Below are 26331 nucleotides of genomic sequence, written 5' to 3'. Positions count from 1 at the left end.
CCCCCACCTCCGATCAGACCGCTCGCTCCACCACACCCTGCGGCGCACCCGAGGCCGCGTCCGGCTCGGTCTCCGCAGCAGTCACCGCCACCACCTCGGTCGCCTTCTCCTCCGCCGGAAGCCCGCGCATGAGCACCCAGTACCCGAGCGCCGCGACCGTCCCCAGCACCCCGCACATCCCCCACAGCCACGTCGCCCCGTAGTGGTCGATCACCAGACCGGACATCAGCGGAGCGACCAGCGCGGCCGCAGACCACGACAGCGTGTACATGCCCTGGTAGCGACCCCGACCGTGGGCCGGGGAGAGGCGGACGACCAGGCTGCTCTGCACCGGTGCGTTGATGATCTCGCCGACCGTCCAGACACAGATCGTCAGCGCATACACGGCGACCGACCCGGCGAACGCGGTCAGCCCGAATCCGTACCCCGCCAGCAGCGACGACACGACCAGCAGCTGGCGCGGGTCGCGGTGCTGGATGAAGCGGGTGGCGGGGATCTGGAGCGCCACGATCAGCACACCGTTGACGGCGATCGCGGTGCCGAAGTCGGAGCTGGAGAGCCCGTCCGTACCCATCGCCACCGGCAGCCCCACGTACCCCTGCTGGAAGATCAGCGCGACCACGAAGGACAGTCCGACGACGCTCATGAAGCGGCCGTCGCGCAGCACGGTGGAGAGCCGGACCTCGGACGCGGCCGCCTCGCTCTTCACGATTCCCGGTGCCTGCTCCGGCCGGGACTCCGGCACCTTCAGGAAGACGACGACCGCGCAGAACAGCGTCATCGCGGCCTCGGCCATGAACCCGGCCCGATAGCTGTACTCGGCGATGAACCCCGCGCCCGCGGACGACACCGCGAAGCCCAGATTGATCGCCCAGTAGTTCAACGAGAAGGCCCGCACCCGGTCCTCGGGCCGGACGATGTCGGCCATCATCGCCTGCACGGCGGGCCGGGACGCGTTGCTCGTCATGCCGACGAGGAACGCGACCGCGGCGATCGCGACCGGATGGACCATGAACCCGAGCAGAGCGACCGACGCGGCGGTCGAACTCTGCGCGATCAGCATCGTGGGCCGTCGCCCGAGCCGGTCCGTCATCACCCCCGCGCCGAGCGAGGAGACGACCCCGCCGAGCCCGTGCAGCGCGACGACCAGCCCCGCGTACGAGGCGGAGTAGCCCCGGTCCAGGGTCAGGTAGAGAGCCATGAAGGTGGCGACGAACGCCCCGAGGCGGTTGACCAGGGTGCTGGTCCACAGCCACCAGAACTCCCTGGGGAGACCGGACACGGTCTCGCGTGCGGCCCGTCTGAGACCGGCGACAGACATAACGGTTCCCCCCGGGGACGTACGGAACGGGTTCGAGCGGTAAGTGGCCCGATGGCTATGAGCACATTACGAAGCTCTGCTTGCGGGCCGCTACTCGTTTGACGGCTGCCGTCAATCGAAGCCGCCCCACCCGCCACTCCCCCGACGCCTGTCCGCCCTGTGACCGGCCGCGCGAAGCCCGCGCGGGTTCGATTACGCTCGGACGCATGGCCGACGCACCGTACAAGCTGATCCTCCTCCGCCACGGCGAGAGCGAATGGAACGCGAAGAACCTGTTCACCGGTTGGGTGGACGTCAACCTCACCGAGAAGGGCGAGAAGGAGGCAGTCCGCGGCGGTGAGCTGCTCAAGGACGCCGGTCTGCTCCCCGATGTCCTGCACACCTCCCTCCAGAAGCGCGCCATCCGCACCGCGCAGCTCGCGCTGGAATCCGCGGACCGCCACTGGATCCCGGTCCACCGCTCCTGGCGCCTGAACGAGCGCCACTACGGCGCCCTGCAGGGCAAGGACAAGGCGCAGACCCTGGCCGAGTTCGGCGAGGAGCAGTTCATGCTCTGGCGCCGCTCGTACGACACCCCGCCGCCCGTCCTCGAGGACGGCGCCGAGTTCTCGCAGAGCGACGACCCGCGCTACGCGTCGATCCCGAGCGAGCTGCGTCCGCGCACCGAGTGCCTCAAGGACGTCGTCGAGCGCATGCTGCCGTACTGGTACGACGGCATCGTCCCGGACCTGCTGGCCGGCCGCACGGTCCTGGTCGCCGCCCACGGCAACAGCCTCCGCGGCCTGGTCAAGCACCTCGACGGCATCTCGGACGCCGACATCACGGGCCTGAACATCCCGACCGGCATCCCGCTCGCCTACGAGCTGGACGCCGACTTCCGCCCGCTGAAGCCGGGCGGCACGTACCTCGACCCGGACGCGGCGAAGGCCGCCATCGAGGCCGTGAAGAACCAGGGCAAGAAGAAGTAGCCTTTGTGATCATGCCTCCCACCTGCGCGAACGGCGCGGATGGGAGGCATTTTCACGTCCTGGGACCGCTCTGGCCCTCAGTCCTGCGGTTCCTGTGGCCGGAGCGCTCGCCCGAGTGCCGACCGGGCCCGGTCCCGGCTGCTCGGCATGAGGTGCGCGTACACCTTCGGGGTCAGCACCGGACCGGAGTGCCCGAAGCGACGCCCACCAGCACGCAGGCCGTTCGGGAGACCGGTGCCGTGTGCCGACCCCATGCCGGGAGAATGCCCGCCTGGTACTGCGACCGGAAAGGTTTGCCGGGAAGCTCGCGGCGTCCGGTGCGGTGCCTCGCAAGGCGGAGGATCGCCCTCGTGCCGGACGTACTCGGGTGAGGCGACAACGCGGCGAGGTGCCGTGCCGGACACCGCGAGCCGGTGAACCTTTCCTGTCGCAGCACTGGCCCAGGAGGAGTGCGACATGACCGATGACGAACTGTTCGAGGCCGTCCGGGCCCGGGTCGGGGCGGGATGCCCAACCGACGAACCCTCCGAGGTGACGGTGCCCGAACCCGCTTCCCTCGCCGCTGTCGAGGAGGTGGAGCGCGTTGTGGGCCACCCCATGCCACCGCTGGTGCGTCGTCTCTATCTTGAGATAGCCGACGGAGGTATCGGCCCGTTCAACGGCTTCTACCCATTGCGTGACGGGCCGGGCATGCTCACCGACTATGTCGAGTTCCTCACTTGTGAGTCGGCCCCGACGGATCCACCGCCCACACCTGCCGGCGTGTTGTTCTTCTGCTTCGAGCATGCAATGTCGGGGATGCTGCTGGACTTTCGTCACCCCGAGGGCCAGATGTGGCTCTGGGACCAAGGGGATCGACACAAGCTGGACCTGACCTTCCCGCAGTGGCTGGAGGCGTGGCTCGGCGGGTGTCTGACCGACCAGTTCTTGGAGCCACGAAAGCTGCAGGACGAGTCGTGGGTCGGTTCCTGGGTGTGCGAAGAGCTGCCCCCGAGCACGTTCGAGGTGCCGGACTCCCTCTAGCGTCCGGGCTGGGCCCTCGCTGGGCCGTCAGGTGCTTGATCGGGCCGTCTCGAAGACGGCGGCCACAGCGTCACCTGCGGTGGGTGTGGGATGTGAACCCACGGTGAGTCGCGCGGTTTTCAAGCCGGTTGCGGCGGTGGGACGTTACTGATTCGATCCTCGAATGGCAGAGATCAAGGAGCCCTGGGGGCTCAGCGTGCTCGGTGCGGGGAACGTGTCGGCGGAGCCACGGCTGGCCCAGGCAAAGCTCGCGGTTGACCTCTTGGCGCCGACACCCGAAGAAGCTTTTGCACAGGCTGGAGCAGCAGTTGTCAGGCTGCGGACTGTGCTGCGGGAGCATGGAATACCCGACTCCGACGTATCCGGATCGCGCCTCGCCCTCCAGTCGGAATTCAAGGGCTACGGCGCGGACCGGACGTTCCACGGCTATCGCTGCGAGGCGACGTACACCGTGCAGACCGAAGCCCTCGATCGGCTCGAACTTCTGATAGAGGACGCTGTCCGGGCCGGCGCGAACCGAGTCGACGAGTTGCACTTCGACGTGCTTGACAAGCCTGCGCTCCGGGACGAGGCCCGCCGCAGGGCAGTCGCGGCCGCACGACGCAAGGCCGAGGTCTACGCGGATGCCTGCGGTGTGCGACTTGGCCCTGTAGTGCACATTCAGGACGTTGACCCGGAATCGGTCGGGCTAGCAGGTCATGGGGGGCGCATGGGAGGCGATCCCGAATCCGACGGTGTCTTCGCTCCCGGGGCGGTGCGCGTCGAAGCAGCTGTGTTGCTCGGCTTCAGTCTGCTGCCTGCCTAGGACAGGCGTTTCCCAGCCCCGGCATGCTGGTGCCGCCCGGCGTGGTGACGGTCACCGAGCCCGATCCAGCCGGGGCGTTTGCGGTGATCTGACTGTCGGAGACGACGCTGATACCGGTGGCCGTGCCGGGTCCGAAGTGGACGGCGGTGGTGAGAGTCAGGTTGCTGCCGCTGATGGTGACCGTGTTTCCCCCGGAGGCCAGGACACTCCACATCGCCGAGGAGTCAGTCGCCCGACACTCCCCAGAAGTAGATCTCGTTCGGCGCGCCCTCGGCGTCGAACAGAACCACGGCCCGACCGTGCCACCGCTCACAGGGGAGCGTGCCGGTCTCGGGCAGATCGCTCCGCGTGGGCCTTCGCGTGCTGAAGAGCCGAAGCGCCTCCTCCTCGGTCACCGGCTTCAGGGTGTGCGAGGCAGGCTCCGCGTCGGGCCCGATGATGCGGGAGATGTCCAGGATGGAATGCGTCCCCTCTTCCTGGGTGGATTCGTCCCGCCACAACGCCCTCTCGCTCTTCGGCCACCGCCTCCCCCGGTACGCCCCGGCCCAGAGGTAGCCCCGCTCCTTGAACACCTTCCGCCGCAAGGACTCGAACGCCCTGTGCAGGTCCGGTTCGTACGGCACGCAGTAGTTCCATGCCGATGCGCCCATCAGCCCACCCTCCCGATCTCCAGCGATCGGTCGGACGCCAACAGCCCCCGCTGACTGCGCGGAGAAATCCGGCGCCGCTTCCGATCCCCTCCGCTAGGGTCCAGCCTCATGTCCGCACAGACCGCTGATCACCATTCGATCATCGACGCCATGACCGCCAACGCCGCCCGCTCCACTCTGCCGTACCAACAGGCCCATCGTGGAACGGACTTCGGGACGGCGTTCTGGTTCAACGACCTCGTCGACACGCAGGGAGACACGGAGACCGTCCGGCAGTATCTGGTGACGGCCCGTGCGTTGACCCGGTACGACGTCGCCGAGGTGCGGCTGCGGCCCGAGCTGTCGAAGTCGGCCATGAGCGCCAACGCCCTGGCGTTGCTCGCGTTCGAGGACGGGTGGATCCCGCTCGGTGACTCCGGTGTCGCGGTGATGTCCGCCGCCCCGCTGCACGCGCTCGCCCGCCGCAAGCGGTGGGAATGGGCAACTGACGAGATCACCGACGGGCTGGCGGCCAAGGAGCAGGACGTCGCCGGTATCGGGGACGAGCCCGTTCCCGCCTATGTCCTGGGGCACGATGTCGGGCCGGACCGGACCGACCGGCCGCAGGCCGTCGTGGTGGGGACCGTCGTACGGGACGCCGCCGACGGGCCGGTGTGGTGGAACGGCACCGTTCCCGTGGGATGTGTCGGGGCCCCTGTCTTCGTCGGGATCCACCTCGACGGCCGGCGGTTCAGACTGGTCTGCCTCGGCGTGATCCTGCCGGAGGACGGCTCGCGGCATCCGGTCGCCACGTTCGACCGGATCCGGTCCGCCGTACGGAAACTGCCCGAGCCGCCGTCTCCTCCGGCTTCTGACGACCCGGCACCTCGTTCCAGGAGGTGGTGGCGGCGCGCCGGATGACGGCCCGTACCCACCGACGTACTGTGTGGCGCAGCACGTTGGGCGATCGGGAGAACGGTCATGGGCGAGCCACTGAAGACCTTTGTCGGCGGCACCGAAGTCGACGTGCCCAACAGCATTCCGGACATCCGGGCCACGCTGCCCGAGGAGAGACGCGAGGAGTTCGACCGCGCCATCAACGGGGCCGGAGTGCAGGAGATCCAGGCCGTGATGCGGCACTGGATGCTGGAGGCCGTGCCCGATCCCGAGGCCGAGCGGATCCTGGACCGGCTGGCGCGGGACGAGGCCGAGAGGCGGAGCGTCGCTTGAGCTTCCGTATCTCCTACGCCCCGCCCGCCGACGACACCCTGGCCAAGATGCGGGAAGGCGACACCTTCCGCGACGAGATGGCGCGCACGCTGGGGAGTGACCCGTACGGGCACGGGTCGTCCGCCGTCAAGAGTGAGCACGACCGGCGTGAAGCGACGGTCGCCGGGGCCATCGTGCTCTATTACGTCTCCGGGTCCGTCCTCACCGTCACCGTGGTGAGGCTCGTCCCGCTCCCCTGACTTCCGCCGCTCAGGCGAGCTTCGCGAGCTGCGCGTCGACCACCGCGGTCGGCAGTTCGAAGTCCTGACCCATGCCAGAAGCGGCCAGATTGAGAGCGCTGAACGACGCGACCGTGGCGCCCTGGCGTGCGACGACCAGCTTGAGCGGAGCCTTCTCGCCGTCCTGTTCCACCGTCAGCGTCCAGGCGGCGGACTCCTCGCCGCCCGAGATCTTCTCCTCCTTGATCGTGACGACCTTCTGCTTCGTCCCGGCCGCGGTGAGGGTGAAGCCGCCGGAGCACGCGGTCGCCGCGGTACGCAGGCTCTCGACGGTGTCCTGGGCGCCCTTGCCGTCGTAAGAGGCGAGGGACGTCAGCGTCGTCGTGATGTCGAAGGCGGCGGTGAAGGCCTCGCCCGCGTCCTCGCTGTCCAGCTTGTCCTTCTGGTCCTTCTTGGGCTCGCTGATCACCTTGCGGCGGTTGACCGCCGCGGGCTTGCCGAGCTCGGCGCCCATCAGTGCGTCGGCGAGAGGCTCACAGGCCTCCTTGTCCGCAGTGACGTCGGAGGCGGCGACGACATCGGCCTTGCCGGTCTCGGCGACCTTGTGCCCCTTGACGTCACCCTGGACCAGCGCGGCCTTGTCCAACTCGGCGGCGGTCAGAGCCTTGGCGGCCGGCTGGGCCGCTGCGCTCTCCTTGCCCTTGCCGTCCGCTGCCTTGCTCCCGGAGTCGGAGTCTCCGCCACAGGCGGTGGCCAGCAGGGTCAGGGACATCGCGCAGGCGGCGGCAACGGCGGTACGGCGTACGGCAGTAGATCTCATGTCCCAACCCTATGAGCGAGCTATGGTTTGACGATCAACCAATTAGGGCACAGCACTTGATCGTGATTGCGTTGTGATCATCCCGTGAAGGAGCTCTCTCCGATGCCGAGCCGAGCAGCCGTCCGGACCGTGCTCAATGCCGTCGGCGTCGGCGCGGACGACATCGCCGCCTGCCTCCCGCTCGCCGGCGGCACGTACAACACCGTCACTCGTGTCACGCTCACCGACGGCCGGGACTGGGTGGTGAAGATACCGCCGCCGCCCACTGCCCCGGGGATGAGTTACGAGCGCGGCCTGCTGGCCAACGAGGTCACGTTCTACACGACTGCGGGGATTTCCGCGGTCCCCTCAGTCGTGCACACCGCACTCGACCCGGGCGCGGCGACCGGTCCGTACCTGATCATGTCGGCCCGCCCCGGACAGCCCTGGCACGAGGCCGCCGCAACCATGACGCATGGTGAAGAGGCACGGCTCAGAAGGGAGTTGGGGGAGCTGGTCCGGCGGTTGCACGCCGTCACGGGCACCTCCGACGGTTTCGGCTACCCCGGTGGGGCGATGGGTCCGCCGGCCCCGACCTGGCGCGCGGCCTTCACCGCGATGACCGATGCCGTCCTCGCCGACGCGGACACGTACCGCGCCCGGCTGCCGCGCCCGACGGACCGGATCCGGGCGCTGCTCGCCGCCGCGGCGCCCGTCCTCGACGACGTCACCCGGCCCGCTCTTGTCCACTTCGACCTGTGGCAGGGCAATCTGCTCGTCGACGGGGAGCCGGGCGCGCGGACCATCGGCGGTGTCATCGACGGGGAGCGGATGTTCTGGGGCGATCCGGTGGCCGACTTCGTGTCGCTCGCCCTGCTCGGGAATGTGGAGGAGGACGAGGACTTCCTCGCCGGGTACGGGAACAGCCTGGTGTTCGACGCGTCCGTGCGGCTGCGGCTCGCCCTCTACCGCTGCTATCTCTACCTGATCATGCTGGTGGAGACAGTCCCGCGCCGCGTTCCGCAGGAGCACCGGGACTGGACGTGGTCGGAGGTCGGCCCGCAGCTCGTATCGGCTCTGGAGGACGTGGAGGCGGCGCTGCGGTCACGGGGGTGACGTGACCGGCAGCGCCTGCGTTCCACGTACGGGCGTCAGTGCGCCAGTGCCCGCTGTGCGTCGTGGAGGTTCTGCGGCCATACCGCTTCCGGTGTGCCGTACGCCTCCAGGCGCGTGTGCAGATCGCCGGTGAAGTCGGGGACGTCGATCTGGTCGAACTCCGTCACCTCGCTGACGCCGACGGTCGCGCTGTACGGGGCGAGCCCGTCGATCCGCATCAGGCCGGCCCGCCCGTTGGTGACGCGGATGTTCCAGTGCGTGAAGCGGGCGCCGAAGAGCGGTCCCGCGCTCGCGTCGCCACCGTGCCGCCCGTTGTTGTCGACGGTGATGTCCGTGCGGACGTTGGCGAACGGCATCCCGCGGTGCGAGTCGAAGGTCCCCATCTCCATCTCGCCGCGCGACCAGACGTTGTGGCTGGACAGCCCCTCGACATTGATTCCGTGCAGCTGCGTCCCCGCGGGCGCCGGGACGGTGCGCCGGGCGATGGTGAAGTCCTCGATCAGGTTGTCGTGCGAACCCTCACGGCAGTAGTACGGGTGGTGGGAGCCGCGCCCCTCGACCCGCGTACGGCGCAGGGTGCAGGCGGACGCGCCGATCAGCCCGAAGCCGTTGTCGACGTGGCGGACGGTGATGTCGTCCGCCCAGCAGTCGTACGCGCACTGGAACGCGACCCCGTTGTACCCCTTGTCGAGAAGGTGTGGCGACTGCGGGGTCTCGACCGCTTCGAGGGTGAGTCCCTCGACGCCAGAGCCGGTGAGGGGGGTGGCGAGCGTGGTCAGGCGCGGGTCCCACTCGGGGCGGACGTCGAGCGGGAGCGGGCGCTCCAGGGTGACCCGGTCTCCGTGCACGGCGGTGATGCGGACGGGCCACTCGTAGGGGACGTACGAGGTCAGCTTGGTCTTGTCGTCCCAGTGGTACGCCTCCGGGCCGGGGCCGTCGCCCGCCATGTGCTCCAGGAGGGTGTGGTCGGCGTCGTCGGCGAGGCGGAGCAGGACGAGGTCGCCGCGCCCCAGCCGCGTCGTGTCCCGGACGGTGATCGTCCGGTCGCCGCGACGGGCGGGGGCGACCGTCGTCAGGGTCTGCCACTCGTCGCGCTTGTTGCCGGTCCAGCCCTCGAAGGGCCAGGCCTTCGCCCTGATCGCGTCGGTGAGCGAGGCCCAACGTTCCTTCGGGCAGAGCCAGATGAGGCCGCCGGCCCAGGACCAGCTGGACTTGTCGCCGCCGTAGCGGCTGCCGTAGACGCCGATCAGCTCGGTGAGATTCCTGGTCGCGTACAGCTTCGTGCGCCCGCTGCCCGCGCCGCGCACCACCACATTGCTGTGGCCGATCCGGATGATGTCGTCGATGCGGTACGTGCCTGCGGGAATGAGCACCGTGCCACCGCCACGCTCTCCGGCAGCGGCGATGGCACGGTTGATCGCGGGGGCGGCGTCGGCGGAGCCGTCGGGTACGGCGCCGTGGTCCAGGACGTCGGCGACGACGTGACGGCGGCGGGGAAGCTCGGAGCCGCCCCGGTAACCGGCCCGGCCGATGAAGGGGATCTGGGCGTGGGCGAAGGGGGCGGCCGTGAACTCCCGCCAGAGGGGGGAGGCGTCGCCCGGGGCGTGACCGCTGCGCGCGTTCTGCGTCGCCGCCCGGGCGGTGCCCGCGCCGATCACGCCGGTCGCCGCGGCTGCGGCCACGGCGACCGCGCTGCCGAGGAGTCCTCGCCTGCTGATGTTCCCCACAGAAGCCATCGAACCGACCCGCCTTTCATGTACGTGAACGACGTTCATGCCTGAGTCGGCGGTGAGCATGCCACGGCTCCCTGGTGCCGCGAAAGACTTGTGCAGCGGGGATTCTTCAGGCGCGGGAGGTCAGTTGGCGGGCCGCTGAGTCAGATGCGTGAACGCATCCAGGTTGCGCGTGGACTCGCCGCGCGATACCCGCCAGGCGTACTCCTTGCGGATCGCGCTCGCGAAGCCCAGCTCCAGCAGCGTGTTGAAGGAGCCGTCGGCCGCCTCGAGGACCGTGCCGAGCAGCCGGTCCAGTTCCTCGGGCGTGACCACCGAGAGCGGCAGCCGGCCGACGAGATAGATGTCGCCGAGCCGGTCGATCGCGTAACTCACGCCGAAGAGGCGGAGGTTGCGCTCCAGCAGCCAGCGGTGGACCGCCGCGTCGTTCTCGTCCGGGTGGCGGATGACGAAGGCGTTGAGGGAGAGCGAGTGCTTGCCGACGATGAGCGAGCAGGTGGTGGACAGCTTGCGGGTGCCGGGAAGCTTCACCACGTAGGTACCGCGGTCGGGGCTCTCCCATTCGAGCCCGGCGTCCTTCAGCGTCGCCTCGATGACCTGCGCTGTTGCCGCTTCGGCGGATACGTCAGCCATGGGGTGAGCGTACGTGAGGTGGGGTGCGGGCGTACGCCGCCCCGGCGCGGGTGCGCGCAGGCGGTGGTGGCGGGTGCGTCAGACGTGGTGCACGCGGACGCGACGGCGGTGTTCGTGCATCGCCGCCGTGTACACGTCCGCGGTCGCGGACGCGGCCGTGTCCCAGCCGAAGCCCTGCGCATGCGCGGCCGCCGCCCCGCCCATCCGGGCGACGAGTTCCGGCGACTCGGCGAACCGGGCCAGCGCCTGTGCGTACGCCTCCGGGTCGTGCCCGGGGATCAGGAAACCGCTCGCCCCGTCCCGTACCGCCACCGGCAGCCCGCCCACGGCCGCCGCGACGACGGGGGTGCCCGCCGCCTGCGCCTCGATGGCGACCAGGCCGAAGGACTCGCTGTACGAGGGCATGACCAGCACGGATGCCGCCCGGAACCAGTCGGCGAGCTGGTCCTGGCCGACCGGCGGGTGGAACCGCACCACATCGGCGATCCCCAGCCGCGCGGCCAGCTTCTGCAGCCCCTCCGGCTTGGCGAGCCCGCTGCCGCTGGGGCCGCCGACCACCGGAACGACGATCCGGGAACGGAGCGATGGGTTCCGGTCCAGCAGTACGGCCACCGCGCGCAGCAGCACATCGGGGGCCTTCAGCGGCTGTATGCGACCCGCGAAGAGCGGGATGAGGGCGTCCTGCGGCAGTCCGAGGCGGGCCCGGGCGGCGACGCGCCCGTCGGCGGGGCGGAAGCGGTCGAGGTTGACCCCGGGGTGGACGACGGCGACCGCCGCCGGATCGGCCTCGTAGAAGCGGACGAGCTCGTCCGCCTCCTCCGCGGTGTTCGCGATCAGCCGGTTCGCAGCATTGACGATCTGCGTCTCACCGATGACCCGGGCGGCCGGCTCCGGGGTGTCGCCCTCGGCGAGCGCGGCGTTCTTCACCTTCGCCATGGTGTGCATGGCGTGGACGAGGGGAACGCCCCAGCGCTGCGCGGCGAGCCAGCCGACATGGCCGGAGAGCCAGTAGTGGGAGTGGACCAGGTCGTAGTAGCCGGGCCGCTGGCCGGCCCAGGCCTGCATCACGCCGTGCGTGAAGGCGCAGAGCTGGGCGGGCAGGTCCTCCTTGGCCAGGCCTTCATAGGGTCCCGCGTCGACATGCCGGACCAGGACGCCGGGCGACAGCTCGACCGCCGGGGGCAGTGCGCCGGTGGTGGCCCGGGTGAAGATCTCCACCTCGATGCCGATCGCGGCGAGCCGATTGGCCAGCTCCACGATGTAGACGTTCATGCCGCCCGCGTCGCCCGTGCCCGGCTGGTGCAGCGGGGACGTGTGGACGGAGAGCATCGCGACACGGCGGGGCTTGCGGTGGCTGCCGGGAAAGGTGCCGGGGAACCTGAGGCGCGGCGCCATACGGCCGCTGCCGAGCCGAGAGACGTACTGGCTCACGTCGTCCGGTCCTCCTCGCTCGGGGCATGACACCGAAGGGGCACGGAGCCCCTCCGAAAGGCTGGAACAGCGGAATGCGTCCTTTCATTTCCGCTTTACCAAATCATTACGCTCGGCCACGGTGCGTCACCGCGCCCGCCCGGACGCGACAGTCCTGCAGGTCGCCGCCCCGGGGGTCGTTAGGCTCGCTGTCATGCGCCCCATCGGCACCGCGACCCGCGGGACCACCAACCCGAACCGGCTCCGCCGCATGGACCGCTGGATCGCCGCCACGCACGGCCCGGCCCTGCGCCGCTCCGACGCCCCCGTCGCCGTCGACCTCGGGTACGGGGCCGCGCCCTGGACCGCCGTGGAACTGCTGCACCGCCTGCGCACCGCCGAACCGCGCACGGCGGTCGTCGGCATCGAGATCGACCCGGAGCGGGTCACGGCGGCGAAACCCTTCGAGGAGGAGGGGCTCACCTTCGTCCACGGCGGCTTCGAGATCCCGCTCGCCGGCCGCCCCACCCTCATCCGGGCGGCGAACGTGCTGCGCCAGTACGACGAGGGCGAGGTCGCCGCGGTCTGGCAGAGGCTCTGCGCCCGGCTCGCACCCGACGGGCTGCTGGTGGAGGGCACCTGCGACGAGATCGGGCGCCGTCATGTGTGGGTGGCGCTCGGCCCGGAGGGCCCGCGCACGGTCACGTTCGCGACCCGCCTCGGCTCCCTGGACCGCCCCTCCGATCTCGCGGAACGACTCCCCAAGGCGCTGATCCACCGCAATGTGCCGGGCGAGCCCGTTCACGCGTTCCTGCGCGACTTCGACCGGGCGTGGGCCGCGGCGGCGCCGTACGCCTCGCTGGGCGCGCGGCAGCGCTGGATCACCGCGGTGCGTTCGCTCTCGGGCGACTGGCCGCTGACGGACGGGGTACGGCGGTGGCGGCAGGGCGAAGTCACGGTGAAATGGGCGGCGCTGCGGCCCGAACCCGACAGGCCCTGAACAGGATCTCCGAGGGGCACCCGGGAACGCGGACGGGGCGTCGTTCGTCCCAGACGAGGGGGAGCGATCCCTGCGCGACCGGCATGACCCGTGTGACCCGAGTGCCCGTCAGGACAGGGCCTGTATGCCTCTGTTGCTTTTCGGTAGGGCATGGCACGATCTCGACGTCACGAAAAGTTACTGACGGTTAATCAGATCCGTTCGGAGGGGGAGCTCGTGAACCGACGCCACTGTGCCGCTGCCGCGATCACTCTGGTCTGCACACTGACCGTACTGACCGCGCCGACCCAGGCATTCGCGGCGCCCGCACCACCTCCCCCCACCGCCTCCCCCGGGGCGCCGAAGAAGAGCCTCGAAGAGGTGCGCAAGGAGATAGACGCCCTCTACCTCAAGGCCGGGACGGCCACCGATGCGTACAACCTCGCCGAGGAGCAGGCCAAGAAGCAGTCCGGCGAGATCGTCGAACTGGCGAAGGCAATCGTCGAGGGACAGGCGAAGATCGCCGACCTCAAGAGCAAGGCGGGCGCCCAGGCCCGCGAGCAGTACCGGACCGGAGGACTGCCGCCGGGCGCGCAACTGATGCTCAGCAACGACCCGCAGATGTTCATGGACGGCATGAACCGGGTCTGGCAGGGCCAGCAGGCAGCCAAGGGGGTTCTCGGTGAACTGACCAGGACCCAGGCGGACCTGGAGATGTACACCAAGGACGCGAGCACCAACTGGAAGAAGCTCGAAGCCAACCGGATCAAGCAGGCCAAGGCCAAGAAGCAGATCAACGCGCAGATCGCCGCCGCGAAGAAGCTGGAATCACAGCTGGAGAAGGAGGAGCGGGCCCGCCTCCTCGAGCTGGAGCGGGAGGCGGAGTACCAGGCACAGACCGCCTGGCTCGGCTCCGGCGCCCTCAAGGAGATCAACCGCGAGGCGAGCGAGCGCGGCAAGAAGGCGGTGGCCTTCGCGACGTCGCAGATCGGCAAGCCGTACGTATGGGGGGCCGAAGGCCCGGGGTCGTACGACTGCTCCGGGCTGACGTCCCAGGCGTGGGCGGCGGCGGGGCGTCCGATCCCGCGCACCTCACAGGAACAGTGGCGGCGGCTCCCGCACATCGCGATCAAGGACATGCGCCCCGGCGACCTGATCATCTACCACGGTGACGCGAGCCATGTGGGGATGTACATCGGCGACGGCGCGATCGTGCACGCACCGCGCCCGGGCCGGAATGTCACGCTGGCGGGCGCGGGCTCGATGGAGATCCTCGGGGTGGTCCGCCCGGACAAGTGAGGGCCCGGCATTGACCACCCCCGTCCGGCGACCCGGATCACGCAACCACGCGCCCGCACCCAGTGACCCGGACCACGCGCCCGCGCCGTGAGCCACGCCACCTCCGGCCCCGCCGCAGGGTGATGTTTGTCATGACCCCCCACCCGGCCCCGGACGGGCACATCGCGCCGGATCCGTGGCGGGACGCGGCTTATGGCTCCGCATATGCCAGGGGTCGGTTGCCGTGCGCCATTCCGTTCGCCTGTCCGGTACCGCTATCGTCCCGGTCTGGCGGGTCGTCGATCGTCGTTCCGCCGCGCCCTCGGGGGGAGGGAAGGAAACCGAACCGATGCCCGTACCCGTACCGCAGCAGCGAGCCGTTCCCGCTGTGGAAACCACCCACGTCGCCGACCTCACCCTCCTGGTGATCGAGGACGACCCGGCGGGCACCTTCACCGTCCCCGAGCTCCCGGCCGCGGCCGGCACCCGGGTGCGCATCCGCACCGCCCGCAACCTGACCGAGGCGGCCCGGCTCCTCACCGACGACGTCGACTGCATCCTGCTGGACCTGGCTCTGCCACCCGGCAGCGAGACACGCACCGGCGAGGGCGCCGAGGGACCTGCCGAGCTCGCCACCCTCAAGCACGTCCTGCGCATCGCACCGCGCCACGCCGTCCTCGCGCTGACCGCGGAGGACGACACCGAGCTGGCCGCCGAGGCGGTGCGCGTCGGCGCCCAGGACTATCTCTTCCGCGGCGAGCTCGACGGACGGCTGCTCACCCGGGCCATCCGCTACGCCGTCGAACGCAAGCGCGCCGACGTGGCGCAGCACCAGCTCACCGAGTCGAAACTGCGCGCCCAGGAGAACGCCCGACTGGAACGCGGACTGCTGCCCACCCCCCTCCTCCAGGGCTCCGACCTCCGCTTCGCCGCCCGCTACCGCCCAGGACGCAGCCGCGCGCTGCTCGGCGGGGACTTCTACGACACGGTGCGTACGCCCGACGGCACCGTTCACGCGATGATCGGCGACGTCTGCGGCCACGGTCCGGACGAGGCGGCGCTCGGCGTCGAACTGCGCATAGCGTGGCGGGCATTGACGCTCGCCGGCCTCTGCGGGGACGAGCTGCTCTCCACGCTCCAGCAGGTCCTGGAACACGAGCGGGAGAGCGAGGAGATCTTCGCGACGCTCTGCACCGTCGACATCACTGCCGACGGGCGCCACGCCGGTCTCTGCCTGGCGGGCCACCCCGCGCCGCTGATCGCCCGCCACGGACGGGCGGCACAGCTGCTCCCGTACGAGAACGGCGGCCCGGCCCTGGGGCTGCTGCCGCGTGCCCGCTGGCCGCGCAGGCAGGTCGAACTGGGGGGCTCCTGGAGCCTGATGATGTACACGGACGGTCTGATCGAAGGCCGCGTCGGGGCGAACGAGACGCAGCGGCTCGGCCAGGACGGCATGGTCGCGATGATCAACCGTCAACTGGCGGAGGGGCTCACCGGGGAGGCGCTGCTGGAAGCCGCCGTGGCCGAGGTCCGGGAGTTGAACGGCGGTGAACTGACCGACGACGTGGCGGTTCTGCTGCTCGACCGCGACCGGAGCGGCAACCGGGGCCGGATCCGGAGCACGTCGCTCCCCCGCCCCCGCCCCGGATCGGCGCCGTCACCGGCGAACGCTCAGCGCCCGCCGTTGTAGGGCCCGTACGGCCCGTCGCTGCTGGAACCGCCGCGCCGCCCACCGCCGCCGGAGACCGCCTTGAGCGCGGGCCGCACGTCGACCATGAAGACGATCGACGCGACCGCGCCCGCGAGCTGCAGGAACAGCATCGGCACGAAGAGGTTCACGGCAACGGTGATGCCGAGAATGATCAGCCAGAAGGACTTCTTCTGCTTGTCCGCGGCGCGGTACGCGTCCTCGCGGGCCGTCGCGGCCAGGAACAGTGCGACCACGGCCAGGACGAGCATGATCATGTAAAGCAGCCAGACGAGCGTGCTGAATCCTGTGAGCAACATGGTGTGCACCGCCTAATAAGTGGATGAGCGCCTCGCGGCCAAGGTACCGGGACAACGAGCCGGCCACCCCGAAAGGTGCCCGCCCCGCGCCCCGGTACACACCGTCCGCAGTGCTACTTGGCGGTCGGCGGCGTGGTCTTCTTCGCCGCGGGCTTGCGCGCGGGCGCCTTCTTGGCGGGCGCGGGCGACGTGCGGGGCTCCGCCTTGGCAGCGGTCTTCGGCTCGCTCTTGGCGGCGGGCTCCGCCTTCGGCTTCGGCTTGGGCTGGGACTCCCGCCGCGGCTCGACGACGACGGCGATCTCGACGATCTCCTCGGCGGTCTCGCCGCGCCACGTCCGCACCGTCTGCTCGCCGCGCTCGGCAACCTTCTCGTACGTCTCCCGGGCCCGTACCGCGTACTCCGCGGCCACTCCCAGGCTGCGCAGCGCCAGGTCCTGGGCCGACTCGCCGAGCTTCTTCAGATCGGTGTCGAGCGACCCGAGCACCTCGGAGACCTTGGCCTGCACGGTGGCCTGCGCCTCCCTGGCCTGCGTGGTCACCTTCTCCTGCACGGCCTTGGGGTCCGTGTTGCGCACGGCCTCGATGCGCTCGGGCGCCTCGGCCCGCAGCTGCTCGATCAGGGCCGGAACCTTCCGGGCCTGCTCGACGGCGAGGTCCGCCGTACCGGCGGCGAAGTAGAGGGGGGTCGGGTCGGTGAGGGTCTTGCGCAGGTCATCGGTGATGGCCATGACTGTGGTCCTCCCGGATCATCAGAATCAGTGTGAGGGTGGTGAAGGCTTTGAAGCTGTATCGGCATCCGTGCCGTCCGCGCTGAGGCCGGATTCGTCACCGGGGTCCCCCGGGACGGTCTCGAGCCCGTTCTCCTTGCGGAAGGAGTCGTAGATCTGCAGCAGCACGCTCTTCTGCCGCTCGTTTATCGAGGGATCGGCCAGGATGACCGCCCGGGTCTCCAGCTCCTCCCGCTCCCGCTCGTCCAGAATCCCGGCCCGTACGTAGAGGGTCTCGGCGGAGATCCGCAGGGCCTTGGCGACCTGCTGCAGCACCTCGGCGCTCGGCTTGCGCAGCCCGCGTTCGATCTGGCTGAGATACGGATTGGACACGCCGGCGGCATCGGCGAGCTGCCGCAGCGACAGCTGTGCATTGCGACGCTGCTCGCGCAGGTACTCACCGAGATTGACGACGTTGAGTGATGCCATGACTCGATAGTGCGCCATCGCTGCTAACTTTTGCAAGCACACGCTTGCAAAAGTGTTCCATACCACGTGCGGCCACGTGTGGTCGGGAAGATAGTCGTCACTTGAGCGGGACAACTGTCACCGCTCGGCTCGGCGGACTCCCGTGCAGGCGAGGACTGCGCTGTCATCGGCAAGGAAGAGCATGAAGGCCCACGTCCGGTCCGATGACGGGTTCCGCCCGGTCCACCTGTCGCCCTCTCGCGTGCTGCCCCGGTGCCCGCTCAGTCGTCGAAGTGGAGCTCAGATCGGGTCCAGAGTGTGAGGTCGCTGCTGGTGGCGACCGCCAGGGTCCGGCCGGAGGGAGAGAATCCGGCTGCGCGGAGCTCCGAGTACTCGGAGTGGAAAATGTGCCACCACGTCCCTCCTGCCAGTCCTTTGTGGGACCCGCCGTCGGCGGAGAGGATGACACGGTCGTGGGGCCACTCGGGGCTGACGACGTCCAGGGTCCAGCCGTCCGGTGTGGTGCTGTGCAGGCCACCACCGAAGAGCCCGGCGATGCGCACCGGGGCGCCTGCGATCGGGCCGAGCCCCGGGCAGGCGAGGTCCGGGTGGGCGTCGGGGGTGCTCGTGTCGGGGTCGGGATCCCGGTCGCGGGCGATCTTTTCGCCGGTGACCGCGTTGAAGAGTCCATGGCCGTCGCTGGACACAACCATGACGAGATCGTGACCGCTATCGGGGTGAACAGCGAATCCGATGCCGAGCAGACCCCCAATGGGGGTCTTGCGGTCCAGCACCGGCTGCCACGGCTCCGGAGCCGGCATGACGGTGGCAGCGATGTAGCGCTCGCGCAGCTTCTGCTGGTACTCCGTGATCAACTCGTCTCCTCGGTGCGATTCGCGTCGAGGGTCTCTCGCTCAGCGGCCCACGTCGACTCGAACAACAAGACCGCAACCGGTCATCCGTCGGGCCGGGCTGCGGGTCGGGCCGGCGATCGCTGGGCTCATGCGGAGCACCGGTCTCAGCTCGCCGCTTTCTTGATGAGCTCGCCGATGCGTGCCTCGTCGGCGGCGGTCAGCTCCGTCAGGGCGTAGGTGGTCGGCCACATGGTGCCTTCGTCCAGAGCCGCCTGGTCGCTGAAGCCGAGCGTCGCGTATCTCGTCTTGAACTTCTGCGCACTCTGGAAGAAGCAGACGACCTTGCCGTTCTTGGCATAGGCGGGCATCCCGTACCAGAGCCTCGGCGAGAGGTCCGGCGCGCCGGCTTTGACGATGTCATGGAGCCGCTCGGCGAGGACGCGGTCCGCTTCCGGCATCTCGGCGATCTTCGCGAGTACCTCGCTCTCCGCGTCCGCCTTGGCCGCGCGCGGGCTGCGGCGCGCGGCCGTCCTCAGCTCCTTGGCGCGCTCCTTCATCGCGCCTCGCTCCTCGTCCGTGAATCCGTCGTGCTTCTCGTCGGCCGCGCTGGTGCTCTTGGCGGACGTCTGCGTGCTCTTCATGGCAGGTTTCCTCTCGTGCAAGGCTTGATCGCGGTCATCTCGTGCCAGGAATCCGCCGCGGCGGTGGCTTCTTCGAAACTGGTCGGTTGTTGTCCGGGGGGCGGCGACGGTGCCGGGGAAGAGGCCGACCACCTGCAACGTCACGCAGAAACACCGCGTTCCGCAGGAAGAGCCAGGCCGGGGGTACGGAGTCGGCGTTCCCGTGCGGCGGTCAGCCGAGCCAGCGGCCGTCGCGCATGAGGTCTCGTCCCTGCAGCTCGTTCGCCTCCCGCCAGGCCTGGATGCGCCGCGGCCGGATCAGGAAGTACTGATAGGGCTCGTCGAGTTGGCGCGGGTCGAAACCGGTCTTGGCGGCGAACGTGTCACCCGTCTCCGGCGCGAGGTCGGCGATGTCCACCGGCTCGGCGATGCCGTCGACGACGACGACGTCGCGCGTCGGCCCGAGGCCGAGTCGCACCCGGCCGTCCGCGAGCAGGTTGCGGCCGGTGACCGAGGCACGCGGCGTCGAGACGAGGAACGCGGTCCCCTCCCAGAGGTACGAGAGCGGGATGAGGTGGACGCCCGGGGAGCCCTGCGTCGCGACCCAGAGATCGACGTCGCTCTCCAGTCTCGCGCGAGTGTCCCGCAGCCTCTCCTCGAGCCCACGCGGCGGCGTGCCTGTCATGCTTCCTCCAGTCACATCGTGGATTGCCCTTCCTCCGAGGGAGGGGATCCGTCGGTCATCGGTCGGCCCATCGAGGCCGCGGGTTTCACGGACGGCATGGCCTCCAGCCCCCTGCTGGCCTCGCGCACACCGCCCATCCCATGGGCCAGGTGGACACCGAGCGAACGCATCCGTTCGGCGACGACAGCACCCGGACCCCGGCAGTGACGGATCAGGGCGTGGGCGCCGGCGACGCGGCCTCCCAGGCAAACCCGTCCGGGTCGGTGAAAGACCCGGCATCGCTGCCGAGCATGAGCCGGTGCGATCCGGTGCCGTCGGCAGGAACGCCGACGTCCTTGGCGAGGGCGCGGTGCCCGTACAGCGCCAGCTTGACGGGACACGACGACGTGGCGAACTCGACGTACTTGCGGCCGAAGCTCTTCGCCACGGCGAGGCCGCGGTCGACGTAGAACTGCTTGCTCGCGGCCACGTCCGCGGCTCCCAGCAGGAGCACGATCTGCTCGATCTGCCTGGTGGCCGGGCCGGTGTCCTTCCTCGCCGACGTGGCGACCTTCCAGATCGTCCCGTCCGGGGCCTGTACGACACCGCCGTAGCCCCAGAGCGACTTCGAGGCAGGCTTCAGCGGCGTGGCACCGGCGTCGAGGGCGGCGCCGATGAAGCCGTTGACGGTGGCCGGCTGGGACACCGTGAGCGACAGCGCGAACCCACGGAAGCCGGTCGTCGGCGCCTCCGAGGCCCGCAGGCGCACCTGAGTGCCCAAACCGAAGGCGGTGTAGAAGCGGTTGGCGGCCGTGGGATCGGCCACCTCGAGGGTGACGGATTCGATGGAGGTCATGTCCGTCACGCTAGTTGCGGTTCGGCCGCCGGTGCTTCTCGATTCCTGACCGGTCTGGTCACCTGTTTCGTCACGCACGACGGCATCCCCGCCGCGGCGCCCGCCGCGCGGCGCCGGTAGACGCTGGGCGCCATGCCGACCAGCTCGGTGAAGCGGGTGCTGAAAGTGCCCAGCGATGAGCAGCCGACCGCGAAGCAGACCTCGGTGACGCTGAGGTCGCCGCGCCGCAGCAGCGCAGTCGCGCGCTCGATGCGACGCGTCATCAGATAGGCGTACGGCGACTCGCCGTAGGCGAGCCGGAACTGCCGGCTGAGGTGTCCGGCCGACATGTTCGCGCCGCGGGCGAGCGCCTCGACGTTCAGCGGCTGCGCGTACTCCCGGTCGATCCGGTCGCGGACGCGGCGCAGTCGCGCGAGGTCGCTCAGGCGCTGCGCAGCGGTAAGTGCGCGCATCCACGCGGGATGACACATGAGAGAACTCCTTTCATCCATGAGTGCGAACACCTGGGTACAGGCTGAGGGTGGAGCGGGCGGCGGCCAGGTGGGGGGCCGGTGGTCGGCTCGCGGGGACCTAAGGGCTGTCCCGTAATCCCTGGCGGAACAGCCCTGAGGAGCACGAAAGCGACGACCGCCGCATTCCTCACAGTGGTTGAGACGCCGGCCACCGGGAGCAGATCGGTTGTCGAACGGCTCAGCGAAGCTCTTGGATGCGGATCAGGTTGCCCGCGGGATCACGGAAGGCGCAGTCGCGAACGCCGTAGGGCTGATCGGTCGGCTCCTGGACGACCTCGGCGTCGGCGGCCTGCACCTTCTCGAAGGTGCCGTCGAGGTCCCGGGTGGCCAGCAGGATCCAGCCGTAGGTGCCCTTGGCCATCATCTCGACGATGGTGCGGCGCTCGTCCTCGGTGACCCCGGGGTCGACGGCCGGCGGCGCCAGGAGGATGGAAGTGCCGGGCTGATCGACGGGACCGACCGTGATCCAGCGCATCTTGCCCTGTCCGACGTCGCTGCGGACCTCGAAGCCGAGGGTGTCGCGGTAGAAGACCAGAGCGGCGTCCGGGTCGTCGTGCGGGAGGGAGGTCGTGTGAATGGTGATGTCCATGGCCGTCACGGTAGCTGCGGCTCGGTGACCGACGCTTCTCGATTCCTGATCCGTCCGGCGATCTGTCGCACACACCTCCTGACGTTGCGTCACCCAGGTTTCCCGCGCGGGCAGCACGAGCGGGCGCAGCGGGGTCGGGGCGCGACCCGGGCCACCCGGTGCGAAGGCGCGGATGGACGGATGGGCGGAGACCGCGAGCCGAGGCGACGGATGCGAGCGCGGGTGGTCGCGCTCGTGCCTTCCGGCCGTCGGAACGTGACACCGGAGACGGCAGGAGCTGAAGCGCGCTCCGGGGCGCGCGGATGTCACCGACCGCGCGGCTGGTTGAAGCGCAGCAGATTGCCGGCCGGGTCTCGGAAGGCACAGTCGCGGACACCGTAGGGCTGGTCGACCGGCTCCTGGAGCACCTCGCCGCCCGCGGCCCGGATGCGCTCGAAAGTGGCGTCGCAGTCGTCGGTGGAGAAGATCACGCCGCGCAGCATGCCCTTGGCCAGCAGCTCGGCCATCACCCGCTTGTCGGCCGGCGAGGCGTTCGGGTTCGCGGCCGGAGGTTCGAGGACGATCTCCACGTCCGGCTGCGCGGGTGAGCCGACGGTCACCCAGCGCATCCCCTCGAACGCCACGTCGTTGCGTACCTCCAGGCCGAGAACGTCGCGGTAGAAGGCGAGCGCCTTGTCATGGTCGTCGACCGCGATGAAGCACTGGGAAAGCTTGATGTTCATGCCTTCGACGCTACGGGCGGGCGGCGGTTTCCGCTTCTCCGCTCCTGGCCGGTGCGTTCTTGACCGGTCGCGTATGGATCTTCGCGACACAGGCCGGGATGGCCGCGCCCTCGTCGTGGCTGCGGGCCCGGTACGCGCTCGGGCTCTCGCCGACCAGCTCGGTGAAGCGCGAGCTGAACGACCCCAGCGATGTACAGCCGACCGCGAAGCAGACCTCCGTCACGCTCAGGTCGCCCCGCCGCAGCAGCGCCTTGGCCCGCTCGACACGGCGCGTCATCAGGTAGCTGTACGGCGTCTCCCCGAAGGCAGCCCGGAAACTGCGGGAGAAGTGTCCGGGCGACATGAGGGCGACGCGCGCCAGCGCCGGGACGTCGAGGGGCTGCGCGTAGTCGCGGTCCATCATGTCTCGGGCGCGGCGCAGCCGTACGAGGTCCTCAAGCGTCACCGGGCCAGCTTAGACCGACCGGCACGCACGCTCGCCGCGTTGCCGAAACCCCCCAAGCTCTCAGCTTCGTTCGAGCAGGGGAGACCCCGTCCGAGGACCTCCCTGCCGACCGCCGACCTCCGACCGCCGTCCGCGGCACAGCGGCCCTGTCCGTCTCCTGCGTGCCCGGCCCGGCGCCGTCGCCGTTCCCGCGTCTCGCGCGGGCGACTCGGTGCGGCACCGGGCACGGACATCGGGTCAGGCGTCGAGCACGGCGATATCGACCTGGCTGAGGCGGCCCCGGTCCGCGATCACGTCGATCTCGGTGATCCCGTCCGCCGTCACCGTGAAGCCGAGCACCAGGGCCAGGCGGCCGAGCGGGGCCATGATGAGACCCACCGCGCCGTTGACCAGCCCGGGCTGGGTGAACCGGGCCCGGCCCACTGCGGCCATCGCGCCCTGGGCGACGGTGCGGGCGCCGCGGACGACGATCGGTTCGGGGGTCGGCACGACCGCCGGGTCGGCACGGAGGACGACGTCCGGATGGAGCAGCCGGACCAGTGCGTCGAAGTCTCCGCCGCGGGTGGCAGCGAGGAAGGCGTCGACCACGTGACGCTGGCGGGCCAGGTCGGCTTCGGGCACCGGGGTGGCCCCCTTGACCCGGCGGCGGGCGCGGCTCGCAAGCTGTCTGGCCGCTGTGGGGGAACGCTCGATCATCGGGCCGATCTCGTCGAAGGGCACGGCGAACAGGTCGTGCAGCACGAAGGCGATTCGCTCGGCGGGCGTCAGTGTGTCGAGCACTACCAGTAGCGCCAGTCCGACCGAGTCCGCGAGCAGCGCTTCCTCCTCGGGGTCGCGCCCGTCCTCCTGGTCCACGCCGGTTTCGGGCACGAGTGCCGCGAGGGGGTCCTCGCGCCGGGACTCGCGCGCCCGCAGCATGTTCAGACACACGCGTGCCGTCACCGTCGTCAGCCACCCACTGAGGTTCTCGACGCCGCTGACGTCGGTGCGATGGAGGCGCAACCAGGTTTCCTGAACGGCGTCATCGGCCTCGCCCACCGAGCCGAGCATTCGGTACGCCACGGCTCGCAGACGGGCCCGGTCCTTCTCGAAACGCCCCGTCAGCCCTGCGTGCTCGTCCATCCGGTCACATTCCTTCCCCATGGCGGGTCATATCAACAGACCCGCAAAACCCCGCTGATTGTGTCCGGGAGATCGGCTCCCGGACGAACGAATTGGAGACGACCATGGCCACCTCACCCCTTCTGGTCACCGGCGGCACGGGCACGCTCGGCCGCCTCGTCGTACCGCTCCTGCGGGACGCCGGGTGTCACGTACGGGTCCTGAGCCGGCACAGCCACGAGTCCGGGGACGGCATCGAGTACGTGACCGGCGACCTGCTCAAGGACGAGGGCGTCGAGTCCGCGGTGGCCGGGGCCGGAACGGTCCTGCACCTCGCGGGCGGTCCCAAGGGAGACGACGAGGCGACCCGGAACCTGGTGCGGGCCGCATCGCGAGCCGGAGTCCAGCACCTCGTGTACATCTCGGTCATCGGGGCGGACCGGATGCCGATCGGCTACTTCAGGGCCAAGCTGGGCGCTGAGCAGGCCGTGGCCGACTCGGGCCTTCCCTGGACCACGCTGCGTGCCGCCCAGTTCAACAACCTGGTCCTGACCGTCGTGGAGAAGATGACGAAGCTGCCGGTGATACCGGTGCCCGGCGGACTCCGGTTCCAGCCGGTCGACGCGCGCGAGGTGGCGGCCCGGCTCGTGGAGCTGACGCTCGGCAAGCCGGCCGGCCTGGTGCCCGACCTGGCCGGGCCGAACGTGTACGGAGTGGCCGAACTGAGCCGCGGATACCTGCAGTTGCGCGGCAAGCACCGGCTGATGATGCCGGTCCGGGTGCCGGGGAAGGCCGGGCTCGCGTACCGGGCGGGCGAGAACCTGTCGCTCGGCAAGGGGACTTCCGTGGGTGCGCGGACCTGGGAGGACTTCCTGGCGGAGCAGGTGGGCTGACTCCCGGCGGACGCTCAGGACGCCGTCGCGGCGAGGGCGGACAGGAGCGTGTCGATCCTCAGGCGCAGTTCGGGTGAGCGGGCGCCGCCGACGACCACGGACAGCACGTCGCTTCCCGACCGTGTTCGCCAGCCGGACGCCCACCCTCATCCTGAGTAATGTGTACGGAAATATCCCATTTCGGAGAGGGGTTCCCATGGGTGACGACGCCACCCGCTCCGCAGGCACGAGCGGAGGCGCGCGACCCGCGCCCCTCAGCCGGAGCGGCGTCGGCCAGGTGGTACCGAAGACCGCCGTGATCGCGGGCGGTGGAGCGCTGGCGGTCTGGGAGCCCGCCTTCACGCTCGGCGCCTACAACGTCATCTTCTACGACCAGATGCTCACCCTCTGGTCGGTGTCGACCGCCGTGATACTGACCGGCCTGTTGGTGCCCACGCGTCGGCAGCATCACGGCTGGGTGTACTGGTCCTGCCTGGCCCTGCCCACCGTGTGGCTCGTCATCGCCGCCGTCGTGCCGCGCAGCGGCAGCTGGCCGGGCGAGACGCTCTTCCTGGCGGGCGGCATCATCAGCATCATCGGCACCCCGCTGCTGGCCTGGGTGCTGCTGCAACTCCTGCTGTTCGGGGAGACGGAACTCACCGACCGCCAGCGCCGGACGGTCGTCGGTGTCGTCGTGATCGTCGGCGGACTGGCCTACGCCCTCGGCAAGTTCAACCATGTCTTTCTCACCTGCGGGGATTTCGACATCAGCGGCAACAGCGTTCCTTCCGGGTGCCGACCGGGGCGCGCCTCCCCGCTCGGCTGACGCCGCTCCGGACGGGTACCCCTGCTCGAACGGAGTTGAGAACTTGGGGAAGGAGCCACCAGGGCTTTCGGCCGACGCGGAAAGGGGTCCCCCTGGCCCTTGAGGCCTTGGGGGAGGGCGTGCCGGGCGACGCGACGGGGCAAAGCTTGCCGGTCGGTCTTGGTCTCCGCCCATGGATATCGACCCCGGCTACACCTGCTGGACGAGCCGGACGGGCCGCGCGGGGGCGTCCGCCCTACCGGTCCCCCTCGATCCCCGACCTCAGCTGCACGAAGGCGAGTTCGGCCGCCCGCACCGCGTCCCCGTACACCTCGTCCGCGCTCTCCCCCGCATCGATCCGCCGCCAGTTCTCCAGCGCCAGGATCCGTTGCACGGCAATGATCTGCCCCGCCGCCAGCCGGTCCCGCATCCCGTCACCCAGCGCACGCGCGAGCGCCGCCTCCGAGCGGCTCTGGTAGCCGTACATGCGGGCCACCAGCGACGGCGTCCCGTACAGCATCCGGTGGAACGCCAGCACCTCGGGCGCATCGCAGAGCCCCGTCACCGGGTCGCGCCGCTCCAGGCCGTCGAGGAGGTGGCGGTGCAGGGCGTCCAGCGGCGATTCGCCCTCCGAGCGGGCCGCGACCACCCTCGCCGCCTCGTCCTCGTGGTCGGCGAACCGGTGCAGCGCCAGGTCCTCCTTGGCCGGGAAGTACCGGAACAGCGTGGGCTTGGAGATGTCGGCGGCGGCCGCCACCTCCGCCACCGAGACCTTGTCGAAGCCCCGCTCCAGGAACATCGCGATCGCGGCATCGGAAACCGCCTGGTACGTCAGCTGCTTCTTCCGCTCCCGCAGGCTGGTCAGCGGCTCAGCCGCGGTCCCGGGTCGGGCCTTCTCTCCGTTCATGACCACGAAGCGTACGCCCTTGACCTCAACCGGACTTGACGTCCGAGAGTGGGAGGACGG

32 protein-coding genes are annotated in these 26331 nt (G+C 70.0%); 12 read left to right on the top strand and 20 right to left on the bottom strand.

What is annotated here, in order from left to right; translation table 11 throughout:
* Positions 1 to 13 precede the first annotated feature (13 nt).
* Positions 14 to 1321 carry an MDR family MFS transporter gene (locus ACFU8W_RS29170; protein WP_384043216.1) on the bottom strand — a complete coding sequence of 436 codons (1308 nt, stop codon included), beginning with the start codon at positions 1319 to 1321 and terminating at the stop codon, positions 14 to 16.
* A 206-nt stretch (positions 1322 to 1527) separates the two neighbouring features.
* Here ACFU8W_RS29170 and ACFU8W_RS29165 point away from each other — a divergent pair, with 206 nt between their 5' ends.
* From ACFU8W_RS29165 to ACFU8W_RS29155, 3 genes are all read left to right on the top strand, one after another.
* Positions 1528 to 2289, top strand: coding sequence for a phosphoglyceromutase (locus tag ACFU8W_RS29165; RefSeq protein WP_266983164.1), 762 nt, complete (start codon positions 1528 to 1530; stop codon positions 2287 to 2289).
* A 456-nt stretch (positions 2290 to 2745) separates the two neighbouring features.
* Positions 2746 to 3312 (top strand): SMI1/KNR4 family protein, encoded by a 567-nt coding sequence (locus ACFU8W_RS29160; RefSeq protein ID WP_384043212.1) that lies wholly within the window; start codon positions 2746 to 2748, stop codon positions 3310 to 3312.
* Positions 3313 to 3475: 163 nt separating this feature from the next.
* Positions 3476 to 4117: an SIMPL domain-containing protein gene (locus ACFU8W_RS29155; protein WP_384043209.1), complete on the top strand. Its 642-nt coding sequence runs from the start codon at positions 3476 to 3478 to the stop codon at positions 4115 to 4117.
* Here the strand turns inward: ACFU8W_RS29155 and ACFU8W_RS29150 are convergent.
* Entirely contained in the window at positions 4098 to 4331 is a 234-nt protein-coding gene (locus tag ACFU8W_RS29150; RefSeq protein ID WP_384043207.1) for an IPT/TIG domain-containing protein, read from the bottom strand. The two genes, ACFU8W_RS29155 and ACFU8W_RS29150, sit on opposite strands and share 20 nt — an antisense overlap.
* A gap of 10 nt (positions 4332 to 4341) precedes the next feature.
* Entirely contained in the window at positions 4342 to 4767 is a 426-nt protein-coding gene (locus ACFU8W_RS29145; protein WP_384043204.1) for a hypothetical protein, read from the bottom strand.
* A gap of 108 nt (positions 4768 to 4875) precedes the next feature.
* Between ACFU8W_RS29145 and ACFU8W_RS29140 the strand changes: the two genes are divergently transcribed.
* The 3 genes from ACFU8W_RS29140 to ACFU8W_RS29130 are packed head-to-tail and all read left to right on the top strand — an operon-like array spanning position 4876 to position 6215.
* A complete protein-coding gene (locus tag ACFU8W_RS29140; RefSeq protein WP_384043201.1) occupies positions 4876 to 5667 on the top strand; it encodes a hypothetical protein in 792 nt (263 codons plus the stop codon).
* A gap of 60 nt (positions 5668 to 5727) precedes the next feature.
* Complete coding sequence (locus ACFU8W_RS29135) at positions 5728 to 5976, top strand: hypothetical protein (protein WP_345512371.1); 249 nt, start codon at positions 5728 to 5730, stop codon at positions 5974 to 5976.
* Positions 5973 to 6215 carry a hypothetical protein gene (locus ACFU8W_RS29130; RefSeq protein WP_266983174.1) on the top strand — a complete coding sequence of 81 codons (243 nt, stop codon included), beginning with the start codon at positions 5973 to 5975 and terminating at the stop codon, positions 6213 to 6215. Before ACFU8W_RS29135 ends, ACFU8W_RS29130 begins: the two co-directional genes overlap by 4 nt.
* Positions 6216 to 6225: 10 nt before the next feature.
* Here the strand turns inward: ACFU8W_RS29130 and ACFU8W_RS29125 are convergent, their stop codons facing one another.
* Positions 6226 to 7014 carry a hypothetical protein gene (locus tag ACFU8W_RS29125; protein WP_384043196.1) on the bottom strand — a complete coding sequence of 263 codons (789 nt, stop codon included), beginning with the start codon at positions 7012 to 7014 and terminating at the stop codon, positions 6226 to 6228.
* A gap of 102 nt (positions 7015 to 7116) precedes the next feature.
* Between ACFU8W_RS29125 and ACFU8W_RS29120 the strand changes: the two genes are divergently transcribed.
* Positions 7117 to 8109, top strand: coding sequence for a phosphotransferase family protein (locus ACFU8W_RS29120; protein WP_384043193.1), 993 nt, complete (start codon positions 7117 to 7119; stop codon positions 8107 to 8109).
* Between the two features lie 35 nt (positions 8110 to 8144).
* Here ACFU8W_RS29120 and ACFU8W_RS29115 read toward each other — a convergent pair whose 3' ends face one another.
* The 3 genes from ACFU8W_RS29115 to mshA form a co-directional block, all read right to left on the bottom strand.
* On the bottom strand, positions 8145 to 9845 hold the full coding sequence (locus tag ACFU8W_RS29115) for a glycosyl hydrolase family 28-related protein (protein ID WP_384043190.1): 1701 nt from the start codon (positions 9843 to 9845) through the stop codon (positions 8145 to 8147).
* Positions 9846 to 9965: 120 nt separating this feature from the next.
* Positions 9966 to 10475, bottom strand: coding sequence for a YbjN domain-containing protein (locus ACFU8W_RS29110; protein WP_345512378.1), 510 nt, complete (start codon positions 10473 to 10475; stop codon positions 9966 to 9968).
* 78 nt (positions 10476 to 10553) lie between these two features.
* On the bottom strand, positions 10554 to 11906 hold the full coding sequence (mshA, locus tag ACFU8W_RS29105; RefSeq protein ID WP_384043187.1) for a D-inositol-3-phosphate glycosyltransferase: 1353 nt from the start codon (positions 11904 to 11906) through the stop codon (positions 10554 to 10556).
* A 193-nt stretch (positions 11907 to 12099) separates the two neighbouring features.
* Between mshA and ACFU8W_RS29100 the strand changes: the two genes are divergently transcribed.
* The 3 genes from ACFU8W_RS29100 (at position 12100) to ACFU8W_RS29090 (ending at position 15832) form a co-directional block, all read left to right on the top strand.
* Entirely contained in the window at positions 12100 to 12885 is a 786-nt protein-coding gene (locus ACFU8W_RS29100) for a class I SAM-dependent methyltransferase (RefSeq protein WP_384043184.1), read from the top strand.
* A 216-nt stretch (positions 12886 to 13101) separates the two neighbouring features.
* Positions 13102 to 14163, top strand: a complete 1062-nt coding sequence (locus tag ACFU8W_RS29095; protein ID WP_345512381.1) for an NlpC/P60 family protein — start codon at positions 13102 to 13104, stop codon at positions 14161 to 14163.
* A 328-nt stretch (positions 14164 to 14491) separates the two neighbouring features.
* On the top strand, positions 14492 to 15832 hold the full coding sequence (locus tag ACFU8W_RS29090) for a PP2C family protein-serine/threonine phosphatase (protein ID WP_384043181.1): 1341 nt from the start codon (positions 14492 to 14494) through the stop codon (positions 15830 to 15832).
* Here the strand turns inward: ACFU8W_RS29090 and ACFU8W_RS29085 are convergent.
* The 12 genes from ACFU8W_RS29085 to ACFU8W_RS29030 form a co-directional block, all read right to left on the bottom strand.
* Entirely contained in the window at positions 15814 to 16149 is a 336-nt protein-coding gene (locus ACFU8W_RS29085; RefSeq protein ID WP_266983191.1) for a DUF2516 family protein, read from the bottom strand. The two genes, ACFU8W_RS29090 and ACFU8W_RS29085, sit on opposite strands and share 19 nt — an antisense overlap.
* A 113-nt stretch (positions 16150 to 16262) precedes the next feature.
* A complete protein-coding gene (locus ACFU8W_RS29080) occupies positions 16263 to 16877 on the bottom strand; it encodes a hypothetical protein (RefSeq protein ID WP_384043177.1) in 615 nt (204 codons plus the stop codon).
* 27 nt (positions 16878 to 16904) lie between these two features.
* Positions 16905 to 17345, bottom strand: a complete 441-nt coding sequence (locus ACFU8W_RS29075) for a helix-turn-helix transcriptional regulator (protein ID WP_345512384.1) — start codon at positions 17343 to 17345, stop codon at positions 16905 to 16907.
* A gap of 260 nt (positions 17346 to 17605) precedes the next feature.
* Positions 17606 to 18199, bottom strand: coding sequence for a hypothetical protein (locus tag ACFU8W_RS29070; protein WP_345512385.1), 594 nt, complete (start codon positions 18197 to 18199; stop codon positions 17606 to 17608).
* Positions 18200 to 18342: 143 nt separating this feature from the next.
* The gene (locus ACFU8W_RS29065; protein WP_384043173.1) at positions 18343 to 18819 is read right to left on the bottom strand and encodes an iron chaperone; all 477 of its coding nucleotides are present in this window, start codon (positions 18817 to 18819) and stop codon (positions 18343 to 18345) included.
* Between the two features lie 211 nt (positions 18820 to 19030).
* Positions 19031 to 19483 carry a pyridoxamine 5'-phosphate oxidase family protein gene (locus ACFU8W_RS29060; protein WP_384043171.1) on the bottom strand — a complete coding sequence of 151 codons (453 nt, stop codon included), beginning with the start codon at positions 19481 to 19483 and terminating at the stop codon, positions 19031 to 19033.
* A 211-nt stretch (positions 19484 to 19694) separates the two neighbouring features.
* Complete coding sequence (locus ACFU8W_RS29055) at positions 19695 to 20318, bottom strand: glyoxalase (protein ID WP_345512388.1); 624 nt, start codon at positions 20316 to 20318, stop codon at positions 19695 to 19697.
* A gap of 5 nt (positions 20319 to 20323) precedes the next feature.
* On the bottom strand, positions 20324 to 20788 hold the full coding sequence (locus ACFU8W_RS29050) for a helix-turn-helix transcriptional regulator (protein ID WP_266983202.1): 465 nt from the start codon (positions 20786 to 20788) through the stop codon (positions 20324 to 20326).
* 220 nt (positions 20789 to 21008) lie between these two features.
* Complete coding sequence (locus ACFU8W_RS29045; protein WP_384043167.1) at positions 21009 to 21419, bottom strand: VOC family protein; 411 nt, start codon at positions 21417 to 21419, stop codon at positions 21009 to 21011.
* 305 nt (positions 21420 to 21724) lie between these two features.
* Positions 21725 to 22141 (bottom strand): VOC family protein, encoded by a 417-nt coding sequence (locus ACFU8W_RS29040; protein WP_345512391.1) that lies wholly within the window; start codon positions 22139 to 22141, stop codon positions 21725 to 21727.
* 10 nt (positions 22142 to 22151) lie between these two features.
* Complete coding sequence (locus ACFU8W_RS29035; RefSeq protein ID WP_384043164.1) at positions 22152 to 22586, bottom strand: helix-turn-helix domain-containing protein; 435 nt, start codon at positions 22584 to 22586, stop codon at positions 22152 to 22154.
* A 237-nt stretch (positions 22587 to 22823) separates the two neighbouring features.
* Positions 22824 to 23708: a sigma-70 family RNA polymerase sigma factor gene (locus ACFU8W_RS29030; protein WP_384043161.1), complete on the bottom strand. Its 885-nt coding sequence runs from the start codon at positions 23706 to 23708 to the stop codon at positions 22824 to 22826.
* 104 nt (positions 23709 to 23812) lie between these two features.
* Between ACFU8W_RS29030 and ACFU8W_RS29025 the strand changes: the two genes are divergently transcribed.
* Together ACFU8W_RS29025 and ACFU8W_RS29020 are read left to right on the top strand one after the other, a co-directional pair.
* The gene (locus ACFU8W_RS29025; RefSeq protein WP_345512396.1) at positions 23813 to 24580 is read left to right on the top strand and encodes an NAD(P)H-binding protein; all 768 of its coding nucleotides are present in this window, start codon (positions 23813 to 23815) and stop codon (positions 24578 to 24580) included.
* Positions 24581 to 24776: 196 nt separating this feature from the next.
* Positions 24777 to 25385, top strand: coding sequence for a hypothetical protein (locus tag ACFU8W_RS29020; protein WP_384043157.1), 609 nt, complete (start codon positions 24777 to 24779; stop codon positions 25383 to 25385).
* A gap of 235 nt (positions 25386 to 25620) precedes the next feature.
* Here the strand turns inward: ACFU8W_RS29020 and ACFU8W_RS29015 are convergent, their stop codons facing one another.
* On the bottom strand, positions 25621 to 26271 hold the full coding sequence (locus tag ACFU8W_RS29015; RefSeq protein ID WP_384043154.1) for a TetR family transcriptional regulator: 651 nt from the start codon (positions 26269 to 26271) through the stop codon (positions 25621 to 25623).
* Positions 26272 to 26331 lie beyond the last annotated feature (60 nt).

The organism is Streptomyces sp. NPDC057565, from assembly GCF_042801455.1.
GTDB classification, from domain to species: Bacteria; Actinomycetota; Actinomycetes; order Streptomycetales; family Streptomycetaceae; genus Streptomyces; species Streptomyces yanii.
The sequence above is the reverse complement of the archived record's forward strand: the minus strand, read 5'-3'. Positions and strand labels throughout refer to the sequence as shown.

Excerpts from the sequence above, each read along its gene's own strand:
- ACFU8W_RS29170 (WP_384043216.1), bottom strand. The coding sequence starts at position 1,321 with ATGTCTGTCGCCGGTCTCAGACGGGCCGCACGCGAGACCGTGTCCGGT.
- ACFU8W_RS29165 (WP_266983164.1), top strand. The coding sequence starts at position 1,528 with ATGGCCGACGCACCGTACAAGCTGATCCTCCTCCGCCACGGCGAGAGC.
- ACFU8W_RS29160 (WP_384043212.1), top strand. The coding sequence starts at position 2,746 with ATGACCGATGACGAACTGTTCGAGGCCGTCCGGGCCCGGGTCGGGGCG.
- ACFU8W_RS29155 (WP_384043209.1), top strand. The coding sequence starts at position 3,476 with ATGGCAGAGATCAAGGAGCCCTGGGGGCTCAGCGTGCTCGGTGCGGGG.
- ACFU8W_RS29150 (WP_384043207.1), bottom strand. The coding sequence starts at position 4,331 with ATGTGGAGTGTCCTGGCCTCCGGGGGAAACACGGTCACCATCAGCGGC.
- ACFU8W_RS29145 (WP_384043204.1), bottom strand. The coding sequence starts at position 4,767 with ATGGGCGCATCGGCATGGAACTACTGCGTGCCGTACGAACCGGACCTG.
- ACFU8W_RS29140 (WP_384043201.1), top strand. The coding sequence starts at position 4,876 with ATGTCCGCACAGACCGCTGATCACCATTCGATCATCGACGCCATGACC.
- ACFU8W_RS29135 (WP_345512371.1), top strand. The coding sequence starts at position 5,728 with ATGGGCGAGCCACTGAAGACCTTTGTCGGCGGCACCGAAGTCGACGTG.
- ACFU8W_RS29125 (WP_384043196.1), bottom strand. The coding sequence starts at position 7,014 with ATGAGATCTACTGCCGTACGCCGTACCGCCGTTGCCGCCGCCTGCGCG.
- ACFU8W_RS29120 (WP_384043193.1), top strand. The coding sequence starts at position 7,117 with ATGCCGAGCCGAGCAGCCGTCCGGACCGTGCTCAATGCCGTCGGCGTC.
- ACFU8W_RS29115 (WP_384043190.1), bottom strand. The coding sequence starts at position 9,845 with ATGGCTTCTGTGGGGAACATCAGCAGGCGAGGACTCCTCGGCAGCGCG.
- ACFU8W_RS29110 (WP_345512378.1), bottom strand. The coding sequence starts at position 10,475 with ATGGCTGACGTATCCGCCGAAGCGGCAACAGCGCAGGTCATCGAGGCG.
- ACFU8W_RS29100 (WP_384043184.1), top strand. The coding sequence starts at position 12,100 with ATGCGCCCCATCGGCACCGCGACCCGCGGGACCACCAACCCGAACCGG.
- ACFU8W_RS29090 (WP_384043181.1), top strand. The coding sequence starts at position 14,492 with ATGCCCGTACCCGTACCGCAGCAGCGAGCCGTTCCCGCTGTGGAAACC.
- ACFU8W_RS29085 (WP_266983191.1), bottom strand. The coding sequence starts at position 16,149 with ATGTTGCTCACAGGATTCAGCACGCTCGTCTGGCTGCTTTACATGATC.
- ACFU8W_RS29080 (WP_384043177.1), bottom strand. The coding sequence starts at position 16,877 with ATGGCCATCACCGATGACCTGCGCAAGACCCTCACCGACCCGACCCCC.
- ACFU8W_RS29075 (WP_345512384.1), bottom strand. The coding sequence starts at position 17,345 with ATGGCATCACTCAACGTCGTCAATCTCGGTGAGTACCTGCGCGAGCAG.
- ACFU8W_RS29065 (WP_384043173.1), bottom strand. The coding sequence starts at position 18,819 with ATGAAGAGCACGCAGACGTCCGCCAAGAGCACCAGCGCGGCCGACGAG.
- ACFU8W_RS29060 (WP_384043171.1), bottom strand. The coding sequence starts at position 19,483 with ATGACAGGCACGCCGCCGCGTGGGCTCGAGGAGAGGCTGCGGGACACT.
- ACFU8W_RS29055 (WP_345512388.1), bottom strand. The coding sequence starts at position 20,318 with ATGACCTCCATCGAATCCGTCACCCTCGAGGTGGCCGATCCCACGGCC.
- ACFU8W_RS29050 (WP_266983202.1), bottom strand. The coding sequence starts at position 20,788 with ATGTGTCATCCCGCGTGGATGCGCGCACTTACCGCTGCGCAGCGCCTG.
- ACFU8W_RS29045 (WP_384043167.1), bottom strand. The coding sequence starts at position 21,419 with ATGGACATCACCATTCACACGACCTCCCTCCCGCACGACGACCCGGAC.
- ACFU8W_RS29040 (WP_345512391.1), bottom strand. The coding sequence starts at position 22,141 with ATGAACATCAAGCTTTCCCAGTGCTTCATCGCGGTCGACGACCATGAC.
- ACFU8W_RS29030 (WP_384043161.1), bottom strand. The coding sequence starts at position 23,708 with ATGGACGAGCACGCAGGGCTGACGGGGCGTTTCGAGAAGGACCGGGCC.
- ACFU8W_RS29025 (WP_345512396.1), top strand. The coding sequence starts at position 23,813 with ATGGCCACCTCACCCCTTCTGGTCACCGGCGGCACGGGCACGCTCGGC.
- ACFU8W_RS29020 (WP_384043157.1), top strand. The coding sequence starts at position 24,777 with ATGGGTGACGACGCCACCCGCTCCGCAGGCACGAGCGGAGGCGCGCGA.
- ACFU8W_RS29015 (WP_384043154.1), bottom strand. The coding sequence starts at position 26,271 with ATGAACGGAGAGAAGGCCCGACCCGGGACCGCGGCTGAGCCGCTGACC.